Annotated in this window: 19 protein-coding genes, 1 tRNA gene and 2 pseudogenes; 13 read left to right on the forward strand and 9 right to left on the reverse strand. The window is 64.8% G+C overall.

Annotated elements, in window-relative coordinates:
- Nucleotides 1-105: 105 nt before the first annotated feature.
- The 3 genes from GJ632_RS02275 to solA all read right to left on the reverse strand — a co-directional run bounded on the left by GJ632_RS02275 (nucleotide 106) and on the right by solA (nucleotide 3,231).
- Nucleotides 106-900: an ABC transporter permease gene (locus tag GJ632_RS02275; protein ID WP_245778538.1), complete on the reverse strand. Its 795-nt coding sequence runs from the start codon at nucleotides 898-900 to the stop codon at nucleotides 106-108.
- A gap of 98 nt (nucleotides 901-998) precedes the next feature.
- A complete protein-coding gene (locus GJ632_RS02280; protein ID WP_089810133.1) occupies nucleotides 999-1,961 on the reverse strand; it encodes an ABC transporter permease in 963 nt (320 codons plus the stop codon).
- Between the two features lie 136 nt (nucleotides 1,962-2,097).
- Entirely contained in the window at nucleotides 2,098-3,231 is a 1,134-nt protein-coding gene (gene solA, locus GJ632_RS02285) for an N-methyl-L-tryptophan oxidase (protein ID WP_191451954.1), read from the reverse strand.
- Between the two features lie 144 nt (nucleotides 3,232-3,375).
- Between solA and GJ632_RS02290 the strand changes: the two genes are divergently transcribed.
- From GJ632_RS02290 to GJ632_RS02310, 5 genes and pseudogenes are all read left to right on the forward strand, one after another.
- Nucleotides 3,376-4,173, forward strand: a complete 798-nt coding sequence (locus tag GJ632_RS02290; RefSeq protein WP_191451955.1) for an SDR family NAD(P)-dependent oxidoreductase — start codon at nucleotides 3,376-3,378, stop codon at nucleotides 4,171-4,173.
- 565 nt (nucleotides 4,174-4,738) lie between these two features.
- A pseudogene (locus GJ632_RS25725) lies at nucleotides 4,739-5,107 on the forward strand (ester cyclase); the annotation flags it as partial.
- A 397-nt stretch (nucleotides 5,108-5,504) separates the two neighbouring features.
- Entirely contained in the window at nucleotides 5,505-5,870 is a 366-nt protein-coding gene (locus GJ632_RS02300; RefSeq protein ID WP_191451956.1) for an aminoglycoside phosphotransferase, read from the forward strand.
- 99 nt (nucleotides 5,871-5,969) lie between these two features.
- Nucleotides 5,970-7,070, forward strand: coding sequence for a glycerol dehydrogenase (locus GJ632_RS02305; RefSeq protein ID WP_089810144.1), 1,101 nt, complete (start codon nucleotides 5,970-5,972; stop codon nucleotides 7,068-7,070).
- Between the two features lie 336 nt (nucleotides 7,071-7,406).
- A complete protein-coding gene (locus tag GJ632_RS02310) occupies nucleotides 7,407-7,859 on the forward strand; it encodes a hypothetical protein (RefSeq protein WP_191451957.1) in 453 nt (150 codons plus the stop codon).
- A gap of 108 nt (nucleotides 7,860-7,967) precedes the next feature.
- Here the strand turns inward: GJ632_RS02310 and GJ632_RS02315 are convergent, their stop codons facing one another.
- Together GJ632_RS02315 and GJ632_RS02320 are read right to left on the reverse strand one after the other, a co-directional pair.
- Nucleotides 7,968-8,282, reverse strand: coding sequence for a hypothetical protein (locus GJ632_RS02315; RefSeq protein ID WP_089810146.1), 315 nt, complete (start codon nucleotides 8,280-8,282; stop codon nucleotides 7,968-7,970).
- A gap of 94 nt (nucleotides 8,283-8,376) precedes the next feature.
- The gene (locus tag GJ632_RS02320) at nucleotides 8,377-8,562 is read right to left on the reverse strand and encodes a hypothetical protein (RefSeq protein WP_197427827.1); all 186 of its coding nucleotides are present in this window, start codon (nucleotides 8,560-8,562) and stop codon (nucleotides 8,377-8,379) included.
- Between the two features lie 79 nt (nucleotides 8,563-8,641).
- On the opposite strand from GJ632_RS02320, the gene GJ632_RS02325 reads away from it, so the two are divergent.
- The gene (locus GJ632_RS02325; protein WP_089810149.1) at nucleotides 8,642-9,652 is read left to right on the forward strand and encodes a hypothetical protein; all 1,011 of its coding nucleotides are present in this window, start codon (nucleotides 8,642-8,644) and stop codon (nucleotides 9,650-9,652) included.
- Here GJ632_RS02325 and GJ632_RS02330 read toward each other — a convergent pair.
- A complete protein-coding gene (locus GJ632_RS02330; protein WP_191451959.1) occupies nucleotides 9,622-10,566 on the reverse strand; it encodes a hypothetical protein in 945 nt (314 codons plus the stop codon). The genes GJ632_RS02325 and GJ632_RS02330 overlap by 31 nt on opposite strands.
- 347 nt (nucleotides 10,567-10,913) lie before the next feature.
- Here GJ632_RS02330 and GJ632_RS02335 point away from each other — a divergent pair, with 347 nt between their 5' ends.
- From GJ632_RS02335 to GJ632_RS02345, 3 genes are all read left to right on the forward strand, one after another.
- Nucleotides 10,914-11,339: a DUF2267 domain-containing protein gene (locus GJ632_RS02335; protein WP_089810153.1), complete on the forward strand. Its 426-nt coding sequence runs from the start codon at nucleotides 10,914-10,916 to the stop codon at nucleotides 11,337-11,339.
- A 52-nt stretch (nucleotides 11,340-11,391) separates the two neighbouring features.
- Nucleotides 11,392-11,475: transfer RNA gene (locus GJ632_RS02340), tRNA-Ser, on the forward strand.
- Nucleotides 11,476-11,528: 53 nt separating this feature from the next.
- Complete coding sequence (locus GJ632_RS02345) at nucleotides 11,529-11,735, forward strand: HVO_2922 family protein (protein WP_089810155.1); 207 nt, start codon at nucleotides 11,529-11,531, stop codon at nucleotides 11,733-11,735.
- A 109-nt stretch (nucleotides 11,736-11,844) separates the two neighbouring features.
- On the opposite strand, the gene GJ632_RS02350 is transcribed toward GJ632_RS02345, so the two are convergent.
- Complete coding sequence (locus GJ632_RS02350) at nucleotides 11,845-12,021, reverse strand: hypothetical protein (RefSeq protein WP_191451960.1); 177 nt, start codon at nucleotides 12,019-12,021, stop codon at nucleotides 11,845-11,847.
- A gap of 665 nt (nucleotides 12,022-12,686) precedes the next feature.
- Here GJ632_RS02350 and GJ632_RS02355 point away from each other — a divergent pair.
- The 4 genes from GJ632_RS02355 to GJ632_RS02370 are packed head-to-tail and all read left to right on the forward strand — an operon-like array spanning nucleotide 12,687 to nucleotide 14,744.
- Nucleotides 12,687-13,250 (forward strand): TlpA disulfide reductase family protein, encoded by a 564-nt coding sequence (locus tag GJ632_RS02355; RefSeq protein WP_191451961.1) that lies wholly within the window; start codon nucleotides 12,687-12,689, stop codon nucleotides 13,248-13,250.
- Between the two features lie 2 nt (nucleotides 13,251-13,252).
- A complete protein-coding gene (locus GJ632_RS22825; protein ID WP_191451962.1) occupies nucleotides 13,253-13,633 on the forward strand; it encodes a hypothetical protein in 381 nt (126 codons plus the stop codon).
- Nucleotides 13,579-14,016: a hypothetical protein gene (locus tag GJ632_RS02365; RefSeq protein WP_191451963.1), complete on the forward strand. Its 438-nt coding sequence runs from the start codon at nucleotides 13,579-13,581 to the stop codon at nucleotides 14,014-14,016. Before GJ632_RS22825 ends, GJ632_RS02365 begins: the two co-directional genes overlap by 55 nt.
- Nucleotides 14,013-14,744, forward strand: coding sequence for a hypothetical protein (locus GJ632_RS02370; protein ID WP_191451964.1), 732 nt, complete (start codon nucleotides 14,013-14,015; stop codon nucleotides 14,742-14,744). Before GJ632_RS02365 ends, GJ632_RS02370 begins: the two co-directional genes overlap by 4 nt.
- A 123-nt stretch (nucleotides 14,745-14,867) precedes the next feature.
- On the opposite strand, the pseudogene pdhA reads toward GJ632_RS02370, so the two are convergent.
- Both pdhA and GJ632_RS02380 read right to left on the reverse strand, forming a co-directional pair.
- Nucleotides 14,868-15,985 (reverse strand): annotated as a pseudogene (pdhA, locus tag GJ632_RS02375) (pyruvate dehydrogenase (acetyl-transferring) E1 component subunit alpha).
- A gap of 108 nt (nucleotides 15,986-16,093) precedes the next feature.
- Nucleotides 16,094-17,350 carry an MFS transporter gene (locus GJ632_RS02380; protein ID WP_197427829.1) on the reverse strand — a complete coding sequence of 419 codons (1,257 nt, stop codon included), beginning with the start codon at nucleotides 17,348-17,350 and terminating at the stop codon, nucleotides 16,094-16,096.
- Between the last annotated feature and the right edge of the window lie 246 nt (nucleotides 17,351-17,596).

The raw sequence follows: 17,596 nt of genomic DNA on the forward strand, positions 1-17,596 counted from the left end.
GTAGGTAGCTCTTCGCCCCGAAGACGCAGATTCGGGAAGCCGCGAATGGACCTCACGGCGGACTACAGAAGATGGAGACGGTAGGGTGACAGAGAGCTCGAATCGTCAGTGGTCATCCCCCGTCACTTCGGGGTCTAGCGTGTCTCTGAGTGCGTCACCGAAGAGGTTGAATCCCAGAATCGTCGCCCCAAGCGTGAGACTCGGCCAGAGCATGAACCAGATCGACTCGCCCAGCGTCGTCCGCGCTTGCGAAACCATGTATCCCCAGTCCGGGTTCGGCGGTTGCGTCCCCAATCCGAGAAACGAGAGCGACGTTCCGATGAGGATGCCGAATCCGATACGGATAGACGTCTCGACGATAATGGCGGGCGTCACGCTCGGCAGCAACTCCACGAATGCGATGTAGAGGCTGGATTCGCCCCGGGCTTCTGCGGCGGTAATGTACTCCTCGTTCTTTACCGAAAGGGTACTACTTCGAGTGATTCGTGCGAGGCGCGGCATGAACACGATTCCGATGGCTAAAATCGCATTTACCATCCCGGACCCGAGGGCAACAACGACGATCAACGCCAACAGAAGAGAAGGAATGCTGAGGAGGATGTCCATCAAACGCATGACGACCTCGTCGGTTCGGCCGCCGATATATCCGGACAAGATACCGACGGGGACGCCGAGCAAGAGGCCGAGTGCCGTCGCAGCGACACCGAGCAAGATGCTCGCCCGACCGCCGTACAGAACACGAGAGAGGAGGTCACGGCCGAAATTGTCGGTTCCCAGGACGTACTCGGCGCTGGGTTCCTCGAATCGGTCTGCGACGTTCGTCGCGGTTGGGTCGTGCGGAGCGATCATCGGAGCGAACAGACTGGAGAGCAAGATTGGGACTAACAGCAGCAGACTCACCTGTCCCTTCCGAGTTCCAATCAGTTTTCGGCCCGTTCGCGCGAGGCGTTCGATCGACGACTCTTGCAGGTTTCGTGAGTTGGTTTCGGTAGCCATCGTTAGGTGTCACCGTAGTTGATCCGCGGGTCGAGGTAGGTGTAGATGATGTCCGCTCCGAAGTTAGCGAAGGTGTAGATGATCGCGATGAGCATGACGGACGCCTGTATCACCGGGAGGTCCCGTGCGTGAATCGAACTCACGATGAGTCGGCCCAAGCCGGGGTAGGAGAACACCTCTTCGACGATGACGATACTCCCCATCAAGTAGCCGAGATCCAGCGCGAGAAGGGTGATAGTCGGCAAGAGGCCGTTTCTGAGTCCGTGTTTCAGAAGCACGGCGTGCTCCTTGGCGCCTTTCAGTCGGGCGGTTCGGATGTACTCTGACTGTAGAACCTCGACCATCTCCGACCGTGTTAGTCGGACGACGTGCGCGATAAGGACGAACGTCAAGGTGACCGCAGGCAGAATCAGGTGTTTGAACCACGGGACGAATCCTTCGCTCAAGCTCTCGTACCCCCCGAACGGGAACACCTGAAAGACCGGCCCTGCGAACAGAGTGAGCAGGAGGATTCCAGTCACGAACTCGGGGAAACTGATTCCCAGATAAGAGAATCCACTGACGAGAACGTCGGAGGCGGAATCACGCTTGACCGCAGCGAGTACCCCCAGCGAGATTCCGACGACCGTCACTAACCCGAGAGTGATGATGGCGAGGGTCAATGACCGGACGAAGCGAGGGGCGATTACCTCCATCACGGCCTGATTGTTGTCGAAACTGTGCCCCCAATCGCCAGCGACGAAGCCGGACAACCAGTCGAAGTATTGGATGTACCAGGGGTGATTCAGTCCCAGGCGCTGTTCGACGGCGCGAACGCTTGCTTCTGTGGCGTACTTGCCGAGTATCATCGTCGCGGCGTTGCCCGGTAACAGCTGTGTGATGCTGAAGACGACGAACGAGATACCCAGCAACGTGGCAGCGATATACGCTATCCGCTTCACGAAGTACCGCTTGAACCCCGACATGTCAATTACGAGTCTTCAACAAGACCATAAATAACTATGGGTAGTGTTGACTTGGATCAAGAGTGTTCCAGTCGGAGAATCGTTAGAGGCGAGGGTACCACATCGGCGACCGCCGAACTGTTAGGCTCCTCGTCGGTCAGATGCGGTCCTCGAACCGGTGGACGTCGATCGGATTGTCCGTGGCTCCATCGGTCGCGAAGTCGGCCAGTACCTCCCCGACGACGCTACAGAACTTGTACCCGTGGCCGGTAAAGCCGGCAGCGATCGAGACGTGACCGTACTCAGGGTGCGTATCGAGGTAGAAATGTCCGTCTTCCGAGGAGGTGATGATGCACGTCGTCAGTCGGAGTGTCTCTCCGGCTGCGTCGGGGAAATTGTCGTCGAGTAGCCGCCGCAGATCGCGTTCGTCGTCCACAGTCGGTTCGTCGTCCCACTCGTCAGGATCGATCGGGGCGGGAGATTCCGGCGTCATACCGATTTTGAATCCCGACCGCTCGAAGACGGGGAAGCCGTAGTAGTGTCCTGCAGGTACGTCGACGCTGAAGACGGGGAAATTCGACGGAGCGAACCGGTCGGGCGCTTTGGGCTGGAACCACCCCATGATGCGACGCTCTGGCGTCAGGAAGTCCGACAGAAATTCGAGTTGCTTTCCTGCCCACGCTCCGGCCGCGACCACCAGCGAATCGGCAGTATACTCGTCGCGATCGGTCCGGACGGTCACGTCGTTTTCGCCGATATCGACCTCGCGGACGGCTTCTCGTGCGCGGACGGTGGCGCCGTGAGAGAACGCCTGCTCGACGTGCGTCGAGATAGCCCGTTCGCAGGCCAGATACCCTCCATCAGGTTGAAACACTCCTCGGTGACCATCGGGAAGCTCGTATCCGGGAAACCGCTCGTTGAGTTCGGTCCCGCTCAGCACCTCGTACGGAACGTCGTGCGCCTCACACGAGTCGACCGCGCCGGCGACGACTTCGGAACCTTCGGGCCCGGCATGGATCGAGCCGGTAGTCGTCAACAGGTCCGCTCCCGACTCGGCTTCTAACCGCCTCCAGAGCGTACGTGCACGTTCCGCCAACGGGACGTAGTCGGGATGTTCCGGTTGCGTCAGTCGAAAGATCCGCGTATCACCGTGAGACGAACCCCTCCGATGCGGAATGTCGTACCGTTCTATCCCGAGGACGTCGTGTCCGCGTTTAGCCAACTGATAGACGGCCGCGCTCCCCATACCTCCGACACCGATTACTATCGTGTCGTAAGACGTGTCTGGCATCGAACGTGTATCGGCAGAGGGTTTGATAACAGTTAGCAAGCATACAACATTTGCTGGAGCTACCTCCTGCGGAGAGGGATAGTCGGCGCAGTACGTACGACGACAGCAGCAAGAGCTATATCACGAACGACAGAAAGCCCGCCCATGCCAACGTTTAGCGAGGACGCACTCGGCGGAGAGTCAGTCGTCGTCACGGGCGCAACGGGAGGCATCGGGTGGAGCGTCGCCGAACGAGCAGCGAAGGCGGGCGCTGGTGTACTCGCAACCGGACGCGATACGGACCGATTAGAAGAGATCGACGACAGACTCGCGGAAGTCGACGCTTCAGGGCGGACAACGACACACGAAGCCGACATCACGAACGAGGCCGAGCGGGTCGAGCTTGCTTCGAAAGCCGAGCAGATGGGCGTGACGATGCTGGTGAATGCAGCCGGGATTACCGGTTCTCGAACAGACTTCGAGGACCTCTCACAGCACGAGGTGGCGGAGGTTCTCGACCTCAACTTCGTATCCACACTACGGTTCACACAAGAACTCTACAGGTCGATGAAAGACCGTAGTGGAGGTGCGATAGTGAATATCGCATCCCTCTCGGGGCTTCGCGGGACGTACAAGTCGATTCCGTACTGTTCCTCGAAGTTCGCGCTGGTCGGATTCACGCAGTCGCTGGCGCTCGAAGCGATCGAACACGATATCAGGGTCAACGCAGTCTGTCCCGGGTGGGTCGATACCGAGATGGGGAGAGAGGGCATACGGTCGAAAGCGGAGGCTCACGGGCGGGCGTACGACGAGCAACTCGAACGTGAACTGGACGCGATTCCGTCGAAGAGAATGTCGACACCAGACGACGTCGCGAACGCTGTGGTGTACCTGCTAAGTGATGCATCCGAGAATATCGTGGGGGAATCGCTGAAGATTTCGGGCGGCTCGGTGCTTCGTTGACCAGCGATTGGAGAGAGTGAGGGCATCATCCTCGTCTCCCGGTGGAGGATTCTATCGATAGCGGTCGAAAACTGTGTTCGTATCGACCACTATATCTGTGGTTCGACTATTCTATCTGTGAGCGATAACTCGTTTCTTCGACTACACGTGCACGAGTTCGACCCGGTGTTAGAGATGTAGCCTATTTGCTAATATAGCTCGCACATTCATACATGGGTGGTAAAGATATAGAGTCGTAATGCGGATTCCACACGCGTGTGTCGGTTTTGACCGCCACACGTGTCGGTCGACGGCTCCGCGACTGTGGTACACCGTGAGCGTGACGAAGTGACTGAAGCGCTACGCCGTCACCCCGCGTGAACGAGAGCCGCGAATCGGCCGCGGCGGTGAAGCCGCGAGATAAACGGTCCAGCAACCGTACGCGGTGAGACGACCGGTCTCGACCACTGACCGATACGGACGGGCCTGCAGTAGCAGAAACTGTCGCGTAACGTCTGCGACCGGCGAGAGGTGTTATGTCCGATGCGCGACGAGGCGACGTATGACCAGGCCCAAACGCGACCGGATGGCCATCAGCCGTCAAGATTTCACTCGCGTGTGGGGGCAGCAGGACGTGGACGCGATCGACGACATCTACGCGTCCGACTTCCGCGGACACGGATTCCCGGTCGGCCGGACGTTCACGCGGGCGCAGTATCGGCGGACCGTCGAGTTGTTCCAGCGCGCGTTCGCCGACTGTTGGATCGACCTCGAAGCGATGCACGCCGACTGCGAGTTCGTCTACGCGTCGTGGCGGTTCTACGGCACGCCCGCGGGACCCGCTGCCAGCGGCCGAGGAGCCGAGTCGGTGCTCTCGTTCTCCGGGAGCGGCCGGCACAGACACCGCGAGGGGAAAGTCGTCGAGGTTTGGCTCGACGTGAACTGGTCCTCGATCGTACCCCAGTTAGGGCGGACGTACACCAGCCGGATTCGGCGAGTATTCGCGACGGACTCCGAGGATGAGTCGGCCGTCCCGGACCGGAGCGCGCGTCCCTCGAGTGAAACGACGACAACGCGTGTCGCTCACCCCCCTCGACGAACAGGTCCCGACTCGGCTCTCGCCTCGCGACCCCGCCGGCGACTGCGACGCCGAACGCGACGGCGCGAGTCGACGGCGGTTCTGATGCTACCCGCTCGCGCCCCGAAACGTCGTATTCGACGGACTGCGACTCGACCGAGATGTTGGGACCCGAGCCCACCGACACCAGTCGAGAGTGGCGTGCGAGACGCGCGGAACGCGTCCCATCGTTCGACAGTGAGATATTCCCGAACGGTCAGACGACTACGTCCGTATGAGTCAGAACGCGGAGAGCGAGTCCGAAACGAGCGGTCTGGCGAAGCTTCGACTCGGATTTCAGGTTCTCTACTCGGCTGTTTTCGTGGTTCTGTTCGTCGGCGTGGGAGCGGCACCGGGAAACTGGAACCTCCCCTTCGGTGTCGCCTTCGCGGCCTTCACCGTCTACTGGGCGTTTCGCGACGACGTCGAACGACGCCTCAGCAGACCCCAAGAGTGGGCCGTCTTCGCGTTCGCCGTCTGCGGTGTACTTCTCGGCATCGCCGTCGAGAGGGGCGAACTCACCGACGGAGTGCTTCTGGGGTTCGGGGGCGCAGTCGGCGTGGCCGTGCTGTTCGGCTACCGAGCGGTCGAACGCCGGTAGTCACCGATTCAGCCAGCGTTCTGGCCGGCGGACCGCCGGTTCGCCGGCAACCGTTCTGAGCAAAACCTATGCCAAGCGGCTCCGAACAGTCGACCGCTCATGACACGAGTCTTCGGTTCGCCCGAGTCGTACGTACAGGGTCGCGGCGCGACCGCAGAGATCGGTGATCACGCGGCGTCGCTCGGCGGTTCGGCGCTGCTTCTGGCCGACGGGGTCGTACTCGACCTCGTCGAAGCCGACGCGACCGAGAGCCTCGAATCGAACGACATCGACGTCGAAACGGAACTGTTCGAGGGGGAGTGTTCGGCGGCCGAAATCGAACGAGTCGGCGAACTCGCATCGGAGGTCGACGCCGATTTCGTGATCGGTGCCGGCGGTGGGAAGGCGCTCGATACGGCCAAAGCGGTCGGTGAGGACCTCGGTATCGGCGTCGTCTCCATGCCGACCATCGCTTCGACGGACGCACCGTGTAGTGCGCTCTCCGTGATCTACTCCGAGCACGGCGAGTTTCAGGAGTATCGGTTCCTCGACCGACACCCCGACCTCGTCCTCGTGGATACGGCGCTGGTCGCGTCGGCACCGACCCGCTTCTTCACGTCTGGAATCGGTGACGCACTGGCGACGTGGTTCGAGGCCGACGCGACGAAGCGCTCCGACAGCGACAACGTCCTCGGCGGACGCGACACGGACGCGGGTCATCAACTCGCGAAGTTCTGCTACGACCAACTCCGCGAGAGCGGCGTCTCGGCCGTCGACGCCGTCGAGAACGACGCCGTGACGCCGAGCGTCGAGTCGGTGACCGAGGCGAACACCCTGTTGTCCGGGCTGGGCTTCGAGAGCGGCGGGCTCGCGGCGGCCCACGCCATCCACAACGGCCTGACCCAACTCGAAGCCACCCACGAGGCGACGCACGGAGAGAAAGTCAACGTCGGGACCCTCTCGCAACTGGTCCTCGAAGGTCGGAGCGACGAGTTCGTCGAAGACGTCGTCCGGTTCTCCCTGGACGTCGACCTGCCCGTGACGCTCGCCGAAATCGGCCTCGACGACCCGACGGACGACCAACTGACGACCGTCGCGGAGGCGGCCTGCGCCCCCGACGAGACCATCCACAACGAACCGTTCGACGTCACGCCAGAAGCGGTTCGCGACGCGATTCGGACCGCGGACGCCATCGGCGAGCGCGTCAGTTCGCGGTACTGACCCTCGCTACCGGCCACGGTATTCCGCGGCGGACCTACTGACGGAGTGGCGTTCGACGCCTGCTCGCGTCGGAGTCGGTGGTCGTGGGTGCCGTCGAGACACCGCCGGTCGGGCCGTCCGAGCGTCACACTCGGGTCCAGACAGGCGAGAGGAGTCTCGACAGCAGAAGTTATTCTCCGAGTGATAGTTACAACGATACGGCTGTAATTCCGAGTGTGACGACGGCCGTCGAGGACGACTTCGGGACGAGGCATCTTCCGATCTGACAGCCTGAGGCTTCGCACGGGGTGGAAACCGAGATACGTCTTTATCCGCGTCGTCGCCGTACAGTCTCCTATGACGCTCACCGTCGAACCCCCGGAGTCGCCCGACATCACGAATCGCGGCCTGCCGCGCGCGCTCGAACCGGCGGACTCGCTCGAAGGGACGAGCGACCTGCGGCGGGAGGAGTTGGAGGGAATCCTCCGGGACGGCGCCTGGAGCGAAGCGTTCAACGAGTGGGCCGAGTACACCGACCTGGACGAGGCGGAGTACGAACGCATCCGCGACGCCGGACTCTTCCACGAGTTGGACTTCTACTGGGACCCGCTCGAGGCGCGACTGCGCTTCGAGGTGCCGACGTTGCCGTCGGCGTTGGCCGAGCAGACGGACCTCGCCTCGAAGGCCACCACGGAGTTGACAGACCTCGGCCACATCGTGGTCGAGCGACTCGAAGACGGCTACGTGGACTGGGGCGAGGAGGGAGACTCGGGCGACACCTGGAGCGAGGAGACGTTCGAGAGCGGCTGACGGCGCACCAGAGACTGTTCGACGACCCGACGCCGCATCGACTGACGGGGAATACACCGCTTCTGTCGCCGCGACCGTCTCGACGTCAGACCGACGCGGTGGGAACGCTCACGCGCTCTCCATCCGCCGGAGTTCGTACTGATAGCGCCGGCCCCCCTTCTTCACGACGATACGCTGGCCGTCGTCGTCCCGTTCGAGGCTCTCGAAGTTGTCGCCCAAATTTCCCGGGTTGAGAGAGGACGCCGAGCCGTCGAGCCCGAAGTGGAGCGTCACGGTCCGGCGGCGCACGTCGTCGGCCTGCGTCGCCTCAACCGCGAGCAGTTCGCCGTTCTGCCGGACGCCGACGTCGCCGGTCAGTTCCCACGCGTTACCCCGGTAGCGCAGTTCCTCGCCCCGAAGGCTATCCCAGTGCGTGTCCACCATGGTGGCACTTTCTTCGCGAGTCATCATCGGTGTTTCGGCGAAAAGCGAGTGAGCGGGGGAGAACCGAAGCGAATCGGTGTGAGACCGGAGGCGCTCAGCCGTCGAGTTCGAGCACCAAGTGCGACCCGTCGCGCTCGAACGACGTACCGAACGGCGCCGACAGATCGCGCATCCGCTCGCGACTCCACGCGGCCGCGTCGCCCCGCGCCTCGTGGACCGCGTAGTCGCGAATCTCCGTCGGTATCAGCCGAGGTTCGCTGAGCGTCCCCTCGCCGGTCACCGACAGTGCGACGACACCGCCGACAATCGGGGTGCCGCCCGGAGATACGCTTTTCACTCGACCCGCCGAATCTGTTCGCATGCCCATAGAATTCGAACGCGAGGTCCAGACGGCGACGTTCCACAGTCCGCTCGAAGACTTCGAGCAGGTGTCGGTCGACACCGAACTCAGAGTCGACCCGCTGACCGGACGGACCGCGCGGGTCGTCACGGAGAACTTCCCGATGCCGGAGCAGCCCGAAATCGACGACGCGATACTCGACAGCGAGGGCTGTTTCTTCTGTCCCGGTACGGTCGAAGAGGCGACGCCGACCTACCCCGAGTGGGTCGGGACCGACCGCGGGGAGAGCGGCGAGGCGACGTCGTTCCCGAACCTGAACCCCTACGGCGCGTACTCGAACGTGGTCGCCCTCACCGAGGACCACTTCGTCCCCCTCGACGAGTTCACCACCGAGCAGTTCGCCGACGGCCTCTGCGCGGCGCTGGAGTACGTCCAGCGGGTGTTCGACCACGACGAGGACGCCCGGTTCGCCTCGGTGAACATGAACTTCCTCCGGCCGGCGGGGTCGAGTCTCATCCATCCGCACATGCAGACGGTCGTCGACGACCGCGGGACGAACGAACAGCGCCGCGTCGCCGAGGCGGCCCGCGACTTCTACGACGAACACGACGAGGTCTACTGGTCGGAACTCGCCATCGAGGAACGCGGCGGCGACCGCTATCTGGCCGAAATCGGCAACGTCCACTGGCTGGCCCCGTTCGCCCCGAAACACCATCGTCACCTCGTCGGGGTCGCGACCCAGATCGTTCAGGGCGTCCCCCAACCGCGCGGCGACGTCACGCACGACTTCGCCGCGGGACTCGTGAACGTCCTCTCGTACTACGCCTCGCTCGGCCTGAACAGCTTCAACGTCGCCATGTTCCTCGAACGCGACGACCCCGCGCTCCCGCCGGTGCTGAACGTCACCGCACGGTCCGTGTTCGACGAGTACTACTGGAGCGACGCGACGTTCTTCACCACGCTCCACGACGAGGGCGTCGTCGACGCCGCGCCGGAGGACTACGGCCACGCGGCGCACACGTTCTTCTGAGCGCCGAGCGCGCGATGGAGTTCCCGGCCGCGAGTCCGCGGCCGTTCGCGGCTCGATTCGACCGACTCCCGTCGCGCGGTCACCCACTCGGGTTCGGCGACGGTGAGCCCATCGGCCGTCCGGAACGACCGCCGGTACCGGACGCTGACGTCGACGGTTCGTTCGCCGCCGTCGACGCTGGCGACTGCGGTTCCGGCGTAGCGGACGTCGACGCCGAGAATCAGGCCGCGTTCGTCGACGAGAATCGTCGCGCTCGCGTCGTCGACGACGTGGGAAGCTCCGGACGCCGGGGCGTCGTTCGCCGAGATACTCGCTACTCGCGAACGATAGACGGTCGCGTTCCCGCGTTCGGAGCGACCGTCGTAGGCGAACGCGAACTTCGAGAGACTCGCGTCGAGCGTGTGGTCGAGCGCCCACGCTCTGAACGTCTCGGCGGTCAGGTTCCGCGTCTTACCGCCCGTGTTCCACTCGCCGTCGCTCGGTCGCGCCCGCGTGTACCAGACCGAGGGGGTCGCGAACACCTCCACCTGGACTCGCGAGTCGGGACGGGCGACGGTCCGCCGCTGGACGAACCGCGGCGTGGGGGACGCGACGTCGAACCGGTGTCTCGCGGTCTGGTTCCACTTCCACCGGTCCGGTCGCGGACTGCCCCGCGGGCGACTCGCGTTGATTCGTTGTTCGACGCGGTACGTCCCGGCCGTCGCCAAGGCCGTGCGGTGAGCGTCGACGAGGCGAGAGACGTTCTCGACGCCGTCGGCGGACGTACCGGGCGGGAACCCCGCGTCGGCGTTCGACGAGTCGGTGCCGAACGGTTCCGTGAGAGTCACTGCGCCGCCGGTCACGACGACTGTCAGGGCGACGAACGACGCGAGCGCCCACCGTCGGGAACCGGGGGCGTCGCTCCCGCCGGTCATGCTCGTCCGGTGCGAGAGCGCCTTCCGAGTCGGGGAGCGGGGTTCGTCGCCGACCCGAGCCAGCCCGGCGGTTCAATCGTCATCAGTTCGAGTACCGTCCGGAAGACGATAAATCGTCACGTCGCGTGACTCTCCGTTTCTGCGAGCGGAGGGGGAGAGTACGGAGCGAGAGCGAGTAAAAACCCCACATTCGGCCGGGAAGCGGGCTGCTGTCGGGTGCAGCGACGCTGGCGTCCGGAACGGCGGGACGTTCGCCCCCGCGGCCGCCGCGAGCGGCGGTCATCACTTCCCACGCGCTGGGAACGAACGTTCCGATTGATACTGTCAGAAGTAGAATACTTCTGTGCATGAATTTCGACGAGTTCACCGGCACGATTCAGCATCGACTCGAACTGCCCGGCACCGGCGAAGCCGTGCGTGCGATACGCGCGACCCTGATGACGCTGGGCGAGCGAATTCCGGCGGGCGCAGCCGAGGACCTCGCGGCTTCGCTCCCGATGGAGATACGGTGGTACCTGACCGGCGCCGTCGCCGAACACGGCCAGCGGTTCGACTGGCAGGAGTTCGTCTCGCGGGTGAGCGAAATCGAGAACGCGGACCCCGCGGACGCCGCCTACCACGCTCGCGTCGTCGTCGACCTGGTTCACTCGCAGGTCCCGCCGTCGGACTTCCAACAGCTTCGCGACCAGCTTCCCGAGAGCGAAGACGACGAAAACTGGCGCAAACTGTTCGAGACCGTCGACGCCGGCGGGTGGAGCGAACACGAGGCGTGAAGCGCACCGGTCCGACCGTCGGCCGTCGTCGACCCGACCGAGCGCCGCGACTGGTGGGATGACGGAGTGGACGAACGTGCCTGCCTGGAACGCAGGTGGCCGAGAGGCCTCGTGGGTTCGAATCCCACTCCCACCGTGGCAGCGAGTCGAACGGGAGCAATTTTCACCCTCGATATCGTAGACCGGAGCATGTCCAAAGCGACGTTCGAGGTGTACGAGGACCGGAGCGGAAAGTGGCGCTGGCGACTCGTCCACGACAACGGCAACATCATCGCCGACGGCGGCGAGGGATACGCCAGCCGTCAGAAGTGCGAGCAGGGTATCGAGAGCGTCAAACGGAACGCGTCGGACGCGGAAGTGGAGGAAGTAGCGAAGCCGACGGGCGACAGAGAGTAGCGACTCGTCGGCATCGCTCGCACGCGCCGGCCTGAAGTCACCTCCACGAGGGGACGGACCTCCGTTCCGAGCGACCGTGCGTCGGCGTCGCCGTCACCTCGACCGACGGTCACTCGGAGTAGCCCTCCTGGAGGAACGTCCCTCCGGTCTCGTACATCGAGAGTAACTCCTCGATGAACTCCTCGCACGTCTCGTCCTCCTCGAGGTGGCCCTCCAGTCGCTCCCTGAGTTCGTCGCTGATTTCGAGTGTGTACGTCATGCTACGCGTGCCTCCCCGTCTCTCCATTCGCGTGCGGTGTGCAAATACCCCCGTCTCCGTTCTCGGTCGGTAGTAATCCCCGAGAGGTACTCGTCAACGAGCGACACTGGCTTCGGGCGGAACGGAGTTCAGAACGCGGCCACGGACGGGTCGAATCACCGCGTTACGGCGACGGCTCGTCGGTGCCAGAAATATATACCCGTCCGAAATACCACCCCACCAACCTTCGTACGCGGTTCTTATCTACGAAGGTATATCTGCTATATATTCTAGTTCCGGTAGTCCGCTGACCTTAGCAAGTCTTTTTCGGCCCACATTTTTCAGATCAGATACCGTAGACAGCCCCGTTTTTGATCGAGTAGCCTTCCAGTCGTCTTCCCGGCTTCGGACGGATCAGCGATACAACTCCTGCGCCATAATAAATTCTATATAGATTGGGCTTGTCGAGAGATACGAGGCCGGACACGCCCAAGTGCGGAACGGGAAGCGGGGTTCGGCGAATCGACCGACGGACGACGAGGCGACGACAGCGCCGAACCACTTCGGCACGTCGTCGCGGTCAGAGAGAGCGTCGGCAGTCGCGTCCGGTGCCCGGTCACCGCTCGGCTTCCGCGTGTGAGTGTGTCACTTAAGCCTGCCTTGTAGCTATCAGCGGCCTAATGGGATAGCGGTGAAAATCAGGGGGACGACGCATGCCCTCCAGCTATCGCCGTTCGTTCCTCGGAGCGTGCAGTACCGCTCTCGGTGTCGGCCTCGCGGGTTGCACGGGCCGGTTCACGAGCAGCACACGAACAGACGCGGCGTCGGGCGCGGCCGCCAGCGCAGGCGACCAACTGGCGCTCCCCTCCGCAGTCTCCCGAAACGGCCTCCCCGACGGCGACGTGGTTCTCAAACCGGACGGGAAGGTCGTGCTGTTGAACTTCTTCACGACGTGGTGCCGGCCGTGCCAGGAGGAGATGCCGGCGTTCCGTCGACTGCGCGCGGAGTACGACACCGAGACGTTCCACATGGTATCGATCACGCCGGAAGTCGACGAGAAACTCATCCGGAAGTTCTGGACCGAGTACGAGGGAACCTGGCCGGTCGTCACGGACCCGAGCCTCGTCGCGACCGACCGATGGGACGCCAACAGTTACCCGACGAACCTCGTGTTCGACGCGGATGGAACCCCCGCGTCCGGTGACGACCCGGAGGTCAGAGCGCGGTCGTTCGAGGAGTTCAAGTCGGTCGTCGACCCCCTGGTGGCGGAGGCGTGACGATGGCCGGACTCGCACTCCCCGCGCTGTTCGCACTCTCGTTTTCGGCCGGCGTCGCGACGTTCTTCGCCCCGTGCGCGTTTCCGCTCCTCCCCGGCTACCTCTCGTACTTCCTGAGCGACACGGTGACACGTGCCGATGGTCGAGGGATCGCCGAAGCCGCCGCCTCGACGGGGGGTTCGACGGGGACGAGTGCGCTCGTCACGCGGGTTCGCCGTCCGCTGGCGCGGGCGGTGCTAATGAGCCTGCTCGCCGGCGTCGGGATGACGGCCGTGTACGTCGGCCTGGCGGGGTCCGCCGCGTTCCTCGGGGCGCAGGCCCTCGCGACGTGGCGATACTCGAACTCGTCGTCGGGGCCGTGTTCGTCCTCGCGGGCGGTCTGATGGCGGCGGGGTGGAAACCGTCTCGGTCGGTCGTCCGCCTCCCGGAACGGGAACGGTCGCTCGGGGGGTTCTTCCTGTTCGGCGTGCTGTACGCCGGGGCAGCGGCCGGCTGTACCGCGCCGCTGTTCATCGCCGTCGTACTGCAGGGGATGTCGCTGGGGCCGGTCCTCGGCGTCGGACTGGCCGTCGCCTACGCGGTCGGGATGAGTTCGGTCCTGATGGTGGTGACGAGCGCGACGGCGCTCGGCGGGTCCTCGCTCACGACGGTGCTTAGCGCCCACACGCGGACGATTTACCGCGCGGCCGGCGTGTTGCTCGCGGTGTCCGGCGTCGCGGAGATGTACTACTACTTCTACGGGTTCCCGGAGGTGTTCCCGCAGTGAGCCGACGCGCCCTCGTCGCCGCGCTCTGTCTGTCGGTCGCGGTTGTCGCCGCCGGCTGTGCCGCACCGGGCGGCTCCGGTGACTCGGCCCCCACCCTGACCGCGACGGACGCGACTGACGCGAACGCGCTGATTCGAGCCCACACCGAGACGCTCCGTTCGAACTCGTTCACCGCCCGGTCGAAGACGACCGCTCGGGACGCGAACGGGACGTTCCGCGTCGTCACCACGCAGACGTGGCGGGTCGACCCCGGCCGGCCGGTCCGAGCGAGTGCAACCCGGACGCACGCCGTCGTCGGCGACGCTCCGGACCGGTACGAACAGCGACCGGACGAAGTGACGGCGTGGCGGCGCGGGAACGAGACGACCGTCCGCGTGGAGTCGGGGAACGACAGCCGAGTCCACGCCGTCGCGTTGCTCAACTCCTCGGTGCGGCTCAATCAGGCGCTCCACCGGCAGTTACTCTACGGACTCAGCGCCAGTCGAAACGCGACGGTCGAGAACGTGACGCGAAACGGAACGCGACTCTACCGCGTCCGGGCCGAACTGAACGACACGCACGTCTCCTCGAACGCGTCGATGACGCTGCTCGTCGACCCCGAAGGGTACGTGCGGCAGGTCGAGACCACCCGGACGGTCGCCTACCGGTCCGGTCCGCGGGTCGTCACGAGGACGGTCCGGTTCTCTCGAATCGGCGAGACACGGGTCGAACGGCCGCCGTGGGCGTGACGGGGGCCCTCACGTTCCGCTGCCGGCGGCGCTAGCCGACGCTACCCGAACGGCCGTCGACGTCGAAGCGGTCGATTCGCGTCGTCGCGGGCAGTTCGAGGGCCACCGTCGGGAACCGCGACGCTACTCCCCCCGGTCGAAGGAGTCGTCGCCGTGCGCCTCGCGCAGTTCGCGGAACCGCTCCTGCTGGTCGCGAATGCGCGGCGTCTGCTCCGCGTAGGCGTACTCGAACATCGAGTCGGGGTCGGCCTCGAACGACTCCACCTCGTCGACGGCCGCCGCGAGCGTCTCGGTTATCTCCTCGTCTATCGCCGCGACGCGTTCGTCGTCGAGGCGTCCCGTCTCGCGGAGGAACGACTCGAACCGGTCGAGCGGGTCCTTCCGTCGCCACGCCTCCACCTCGTCGTCGTCGCGGTAGACGCTCGGGTCGTCCGCCGTCGTGTGCGCGCCGAAGCGGTACTGCACCGCCTCGACCAGCGTCGGACGAGGAGCGTTGCTCTCGGCGTCGAGGGCCTTCTCACGGGCGGCCTTCGTCACGACGTACGTCGCCAGCGGATCCATCCCGTCCACCTGCACGCCCTCGAAACCGTAGGCCGTCGCCTTCTGCGCGACGTCCGACTCGCCGTCTGGCGGTCCCGCGGCGTCGAGATGGCCCACTGGTTGTTGTTACAGACGAACAGGGCGGGCACGTCGTACACGCCGGCGAAGTTCATCGCCTCGTGGAAGTCGCCCTCGCTGGTCGCGCCGTCGCCGAAGTGCGCCACCGTCACCCGCTCGCCCCCCTGCAGTTTCGTCGCCATCGCCATCCCGACGGCGTGGGGGAGGTGGCCGCCGATGGTGATGTTCAGCGGGAAGACGTTCCGGTCCGCGAGCGCTTTGCTTCCCTCCTCGTGGCCCGCCCAGTAGAGGAGATACTCCCACGGGAACCCGCGGGCGACGACGGCGCCGTGTTCGCGGTACTGGTACGAGATCATGTCCTCCTCCGCGAGAGCGTACATCGACCCGATTTGGGAGCCTTCCTGCCCCGCGAGCGAGGAGTACGTTCCCGTGCGACCCTGTCGCTGGAGGCTTATCATCCGCTCGTCGAACCGCCGGCAGAAGCGCATGTCGCGGAACATCGAGACGAGCGTCTCGTCCCCCAGGTCGGGGAGCAGTTCGGGCGCGACGACGGCGCCGTCAGGGTCCAGCACTCGCACCCGGTCGTCCGGCTCGCGCGACAGCACGTCGTCGCTCTGTGACATCGATGCTGGCGGGTTCGCGGACGAGCGACAAGAAACGTCTGGTCGGGGCGGCGACGGAGTCGTGTCCGGCGACCCGCACCGAGTGAGCGAGGGACCGACTGCGGCGTCTCAGGCCGGTTCGGCCCCACCAGTGCGCTCGGAGAGCAGCAGTCCGCCGGCGACGACGGCGGCCCCCACCATCGACGCCGCGAGGAGGGCGAACGCGGCGCGCAAGTCGTACGCCTCCGCGAGGAAGCCGACCACGGCGGGCGACACCGCGCCAGCGCCCATCAGGATGGTTCGGACGATGCCGAGGCCGCCGGCCGCGATCCAGTCCGGGAGAATCTCGACGAGGTAGACGCCGCGGACCGGCCGGAAGCCGTGGCTCCCGACGGCGAGGCCGACGACGGCCGCACCGAGTGCGAGGAAGCCGCCGTCCGCGAGAACGACGGCGCCGACGAGGGAAACCCCCGCGATACCGAGCGTGACAGTGATGATGGGAAGCCGGCCGGTTCGGTCGCTCACGTCGCCCGTCACCACCTGCACGACGCTCAGCGCGAACAGCAGCGAGTAGAGGAGGTTCGCCGTCGTCGTCTCGAACCCGACCGCGTCGGTGAGATACAAGGGGAGGAACGCCACCGCGCCGTTGTAGGAGAACGAGAAGAGGACGGTGACGAGGATGAACGCCGCGAACCGGCGGTCGGAGAACTGCCGCAGGTAGTCGGCCAGCGTCGGGTCGGCGCTCTCGGCCGTCGCGGCGGCGTCCGCGTCGTCGGACGACGACAGTTGGCGCGGGACGTACCACGCGAACGCGGCCGCGAGTGCCACGCCGGCGAGACCCGCGAGGAGGAACACGCCGCGCCACGCCGCCCCCGGCAGTCGCGAGACGAACGGCGTCAGCACCGGCGGGGCGACCAGAAACAGCGTGACCACGGCGGAGGCGCCGACGCCGCCGTACGCGCCGACGGTGTCGAACACGCCGAGGACGCGACCGGTCCGACTGGGGTAGACGCGAGAGAGGACGCGGACCGCGACTGTCTTGTGAGCGCCGGTCCCCGCCCCGACGAGCATCGCGGCAGCGACGAACACCGGTGCGGGCGAGTCGGCGACGAGTGCGAACGACCCGACTGCGGCGACGAGAGCCCCGCCGGTGACGACGCGCACGGGTCCGAACCGGTCCGAGAGCATCCCCGACGGGAACTGCAGCAGGGCGTACACGGTCATGAGACCGGTGTAGACGAGGCCGACCGTCGCCGTCGAGAGCCCGTAGCTCGCCTGAAACGTCTCGAAGAGGGGCGGAAACGCGTACCGGACGAACTTGGCGAGAAACCAGAGTGCCGCGGCCACGACGAGCGTCGTGTACCGCGTGAGACGAAGCGCTGCCATCGACCCACGGTGTTCGCTCCGACGCATAAGCGATGTGTTCGGCGTCGACGCCGTCGGCCGTCGTCACCGCTCGACGACGGAACGTGCTCGAGCCGAGTGATGATATTTATCCAATACTTTCGTCCGCCCTTCGATAAACTGTCAATGTATCGTGTCGTGTTTTCTTCACGTTAGGAGAAGTATACTGACTTATTTTTGAAAATTTATCGACTTGCTACATATCTTGTTCAATCTCGTGCGATAATT

This window comes from Halogeometricum sp. CBA1124 (genome assembly GCF_009741955.1).
Taxonomy (GTDB): Archaea; Halobacteriota; Halobacteria; order Halobacteriales; family Haloferacaceae; genus Halogeometricum; species Halogeometricum rufum.

Coding starts and splice junctions, on each gene's coding strand:
- GJ632_RS02280 (WP_089810133.1), bottom strand. CDS start 1,961: ATGTCGGGGTTCAAGCGGTACTTCGTGAAGCGGATAGCGTATATCGCT.
- solA (WP_191451954.1), bottom strand. CDS start 3,231: ATGCCAGACACGTCTTACGACACGATAGTAATCGGTGTCGGAGGTATG.
- GJ632_RS02290 (WP_191451955.1), top strand. CDS start 3,376: ATGCCAACGTTTAGCGAGGACGCACTCGGCGGAGAGTCAGTCGTCGTC.
- GJ632_RS02300 (WP_191451956.1), top strand. CDS start 5,505: ATGAGTCAGAACGCGGAGAGCGAGTCCGAAACGAGCGGTCTGGCGAAG.
- GJ632_RS02305 (WP_089810144.1), top strand. CDS start 5,970: ATGACACGAGTCTTCGGTTCGCCCGAGTCGTACGTACAGGGTCGCGGC.
- GJ632_RS02310 (WP_191451957.1), top strand. CDS start 7,407: ATGACGCTCACCGTCGAACCCCCGGAGTCGCCCGACATCACGAATCGC.
- GJ632_RS02315 (WP_089810146.1), bottom strand. CDS start 8,282: ATGGTGGACACGCACTGGGATAGCCTTCGGGGCGAGGAACTGCGCTAC.
- GJ632_RS02325 (WP_089810149.1), top strand. CDS start 8,642: ATGCCCATAGAATTCGAACGCGAGGTCCAGACGGCGACGTTCCACAGT.
- GJ632_RS02330 (WP_191451959.1), bottom strand. CDS start 10,566: ATGACCGGCGGGAGCGACGCCCCCGGTTCCCGACGGTGGGCGCTCGCG.
- GJ632_RS02335 (WP_089810153.1), top strand. CDS start 10,914: ATGAATTTCGACGAGTTCACCGGCACGATTCAGCATCGACTCGAACTG.
- GJ632_RS02345 (WP_089810155.1), top strand. CDS start 11,529: ATGTCCAAAGCGACGTTCGAGGTGTACGAGGACCGGAGCGGAAAGTGG.
- GJ632_RS02350 (WP_191451960.1), bottom strand. CDS start 12,021: ATGGAGAGACGGGGAGGCACGCGTAGCATGACGTACACACTCGAAATC.
- GJ632_RS02355 (WP_191451961.1), top strand. CDS start 12,687: ATGCCCTCCAGCTATCGCCGTTCGTTCCTCGGAGCGTGCAGTACCGCT.
- GJ632_RS22825 (WP_191451962.1), top strand. CDS start 13,253: ATGGCCGGACTCGCACTCCCCGCGCTGTTCGCACTCTCGTTTTCGGCC.
- GJ632_RS02380 (WP_197427829.1), bottom strand. CDS start 17,350: ATGGCAGCGCTTCGTCTCACGCGGTACACGACGCTCGTCGTGGCCGCG.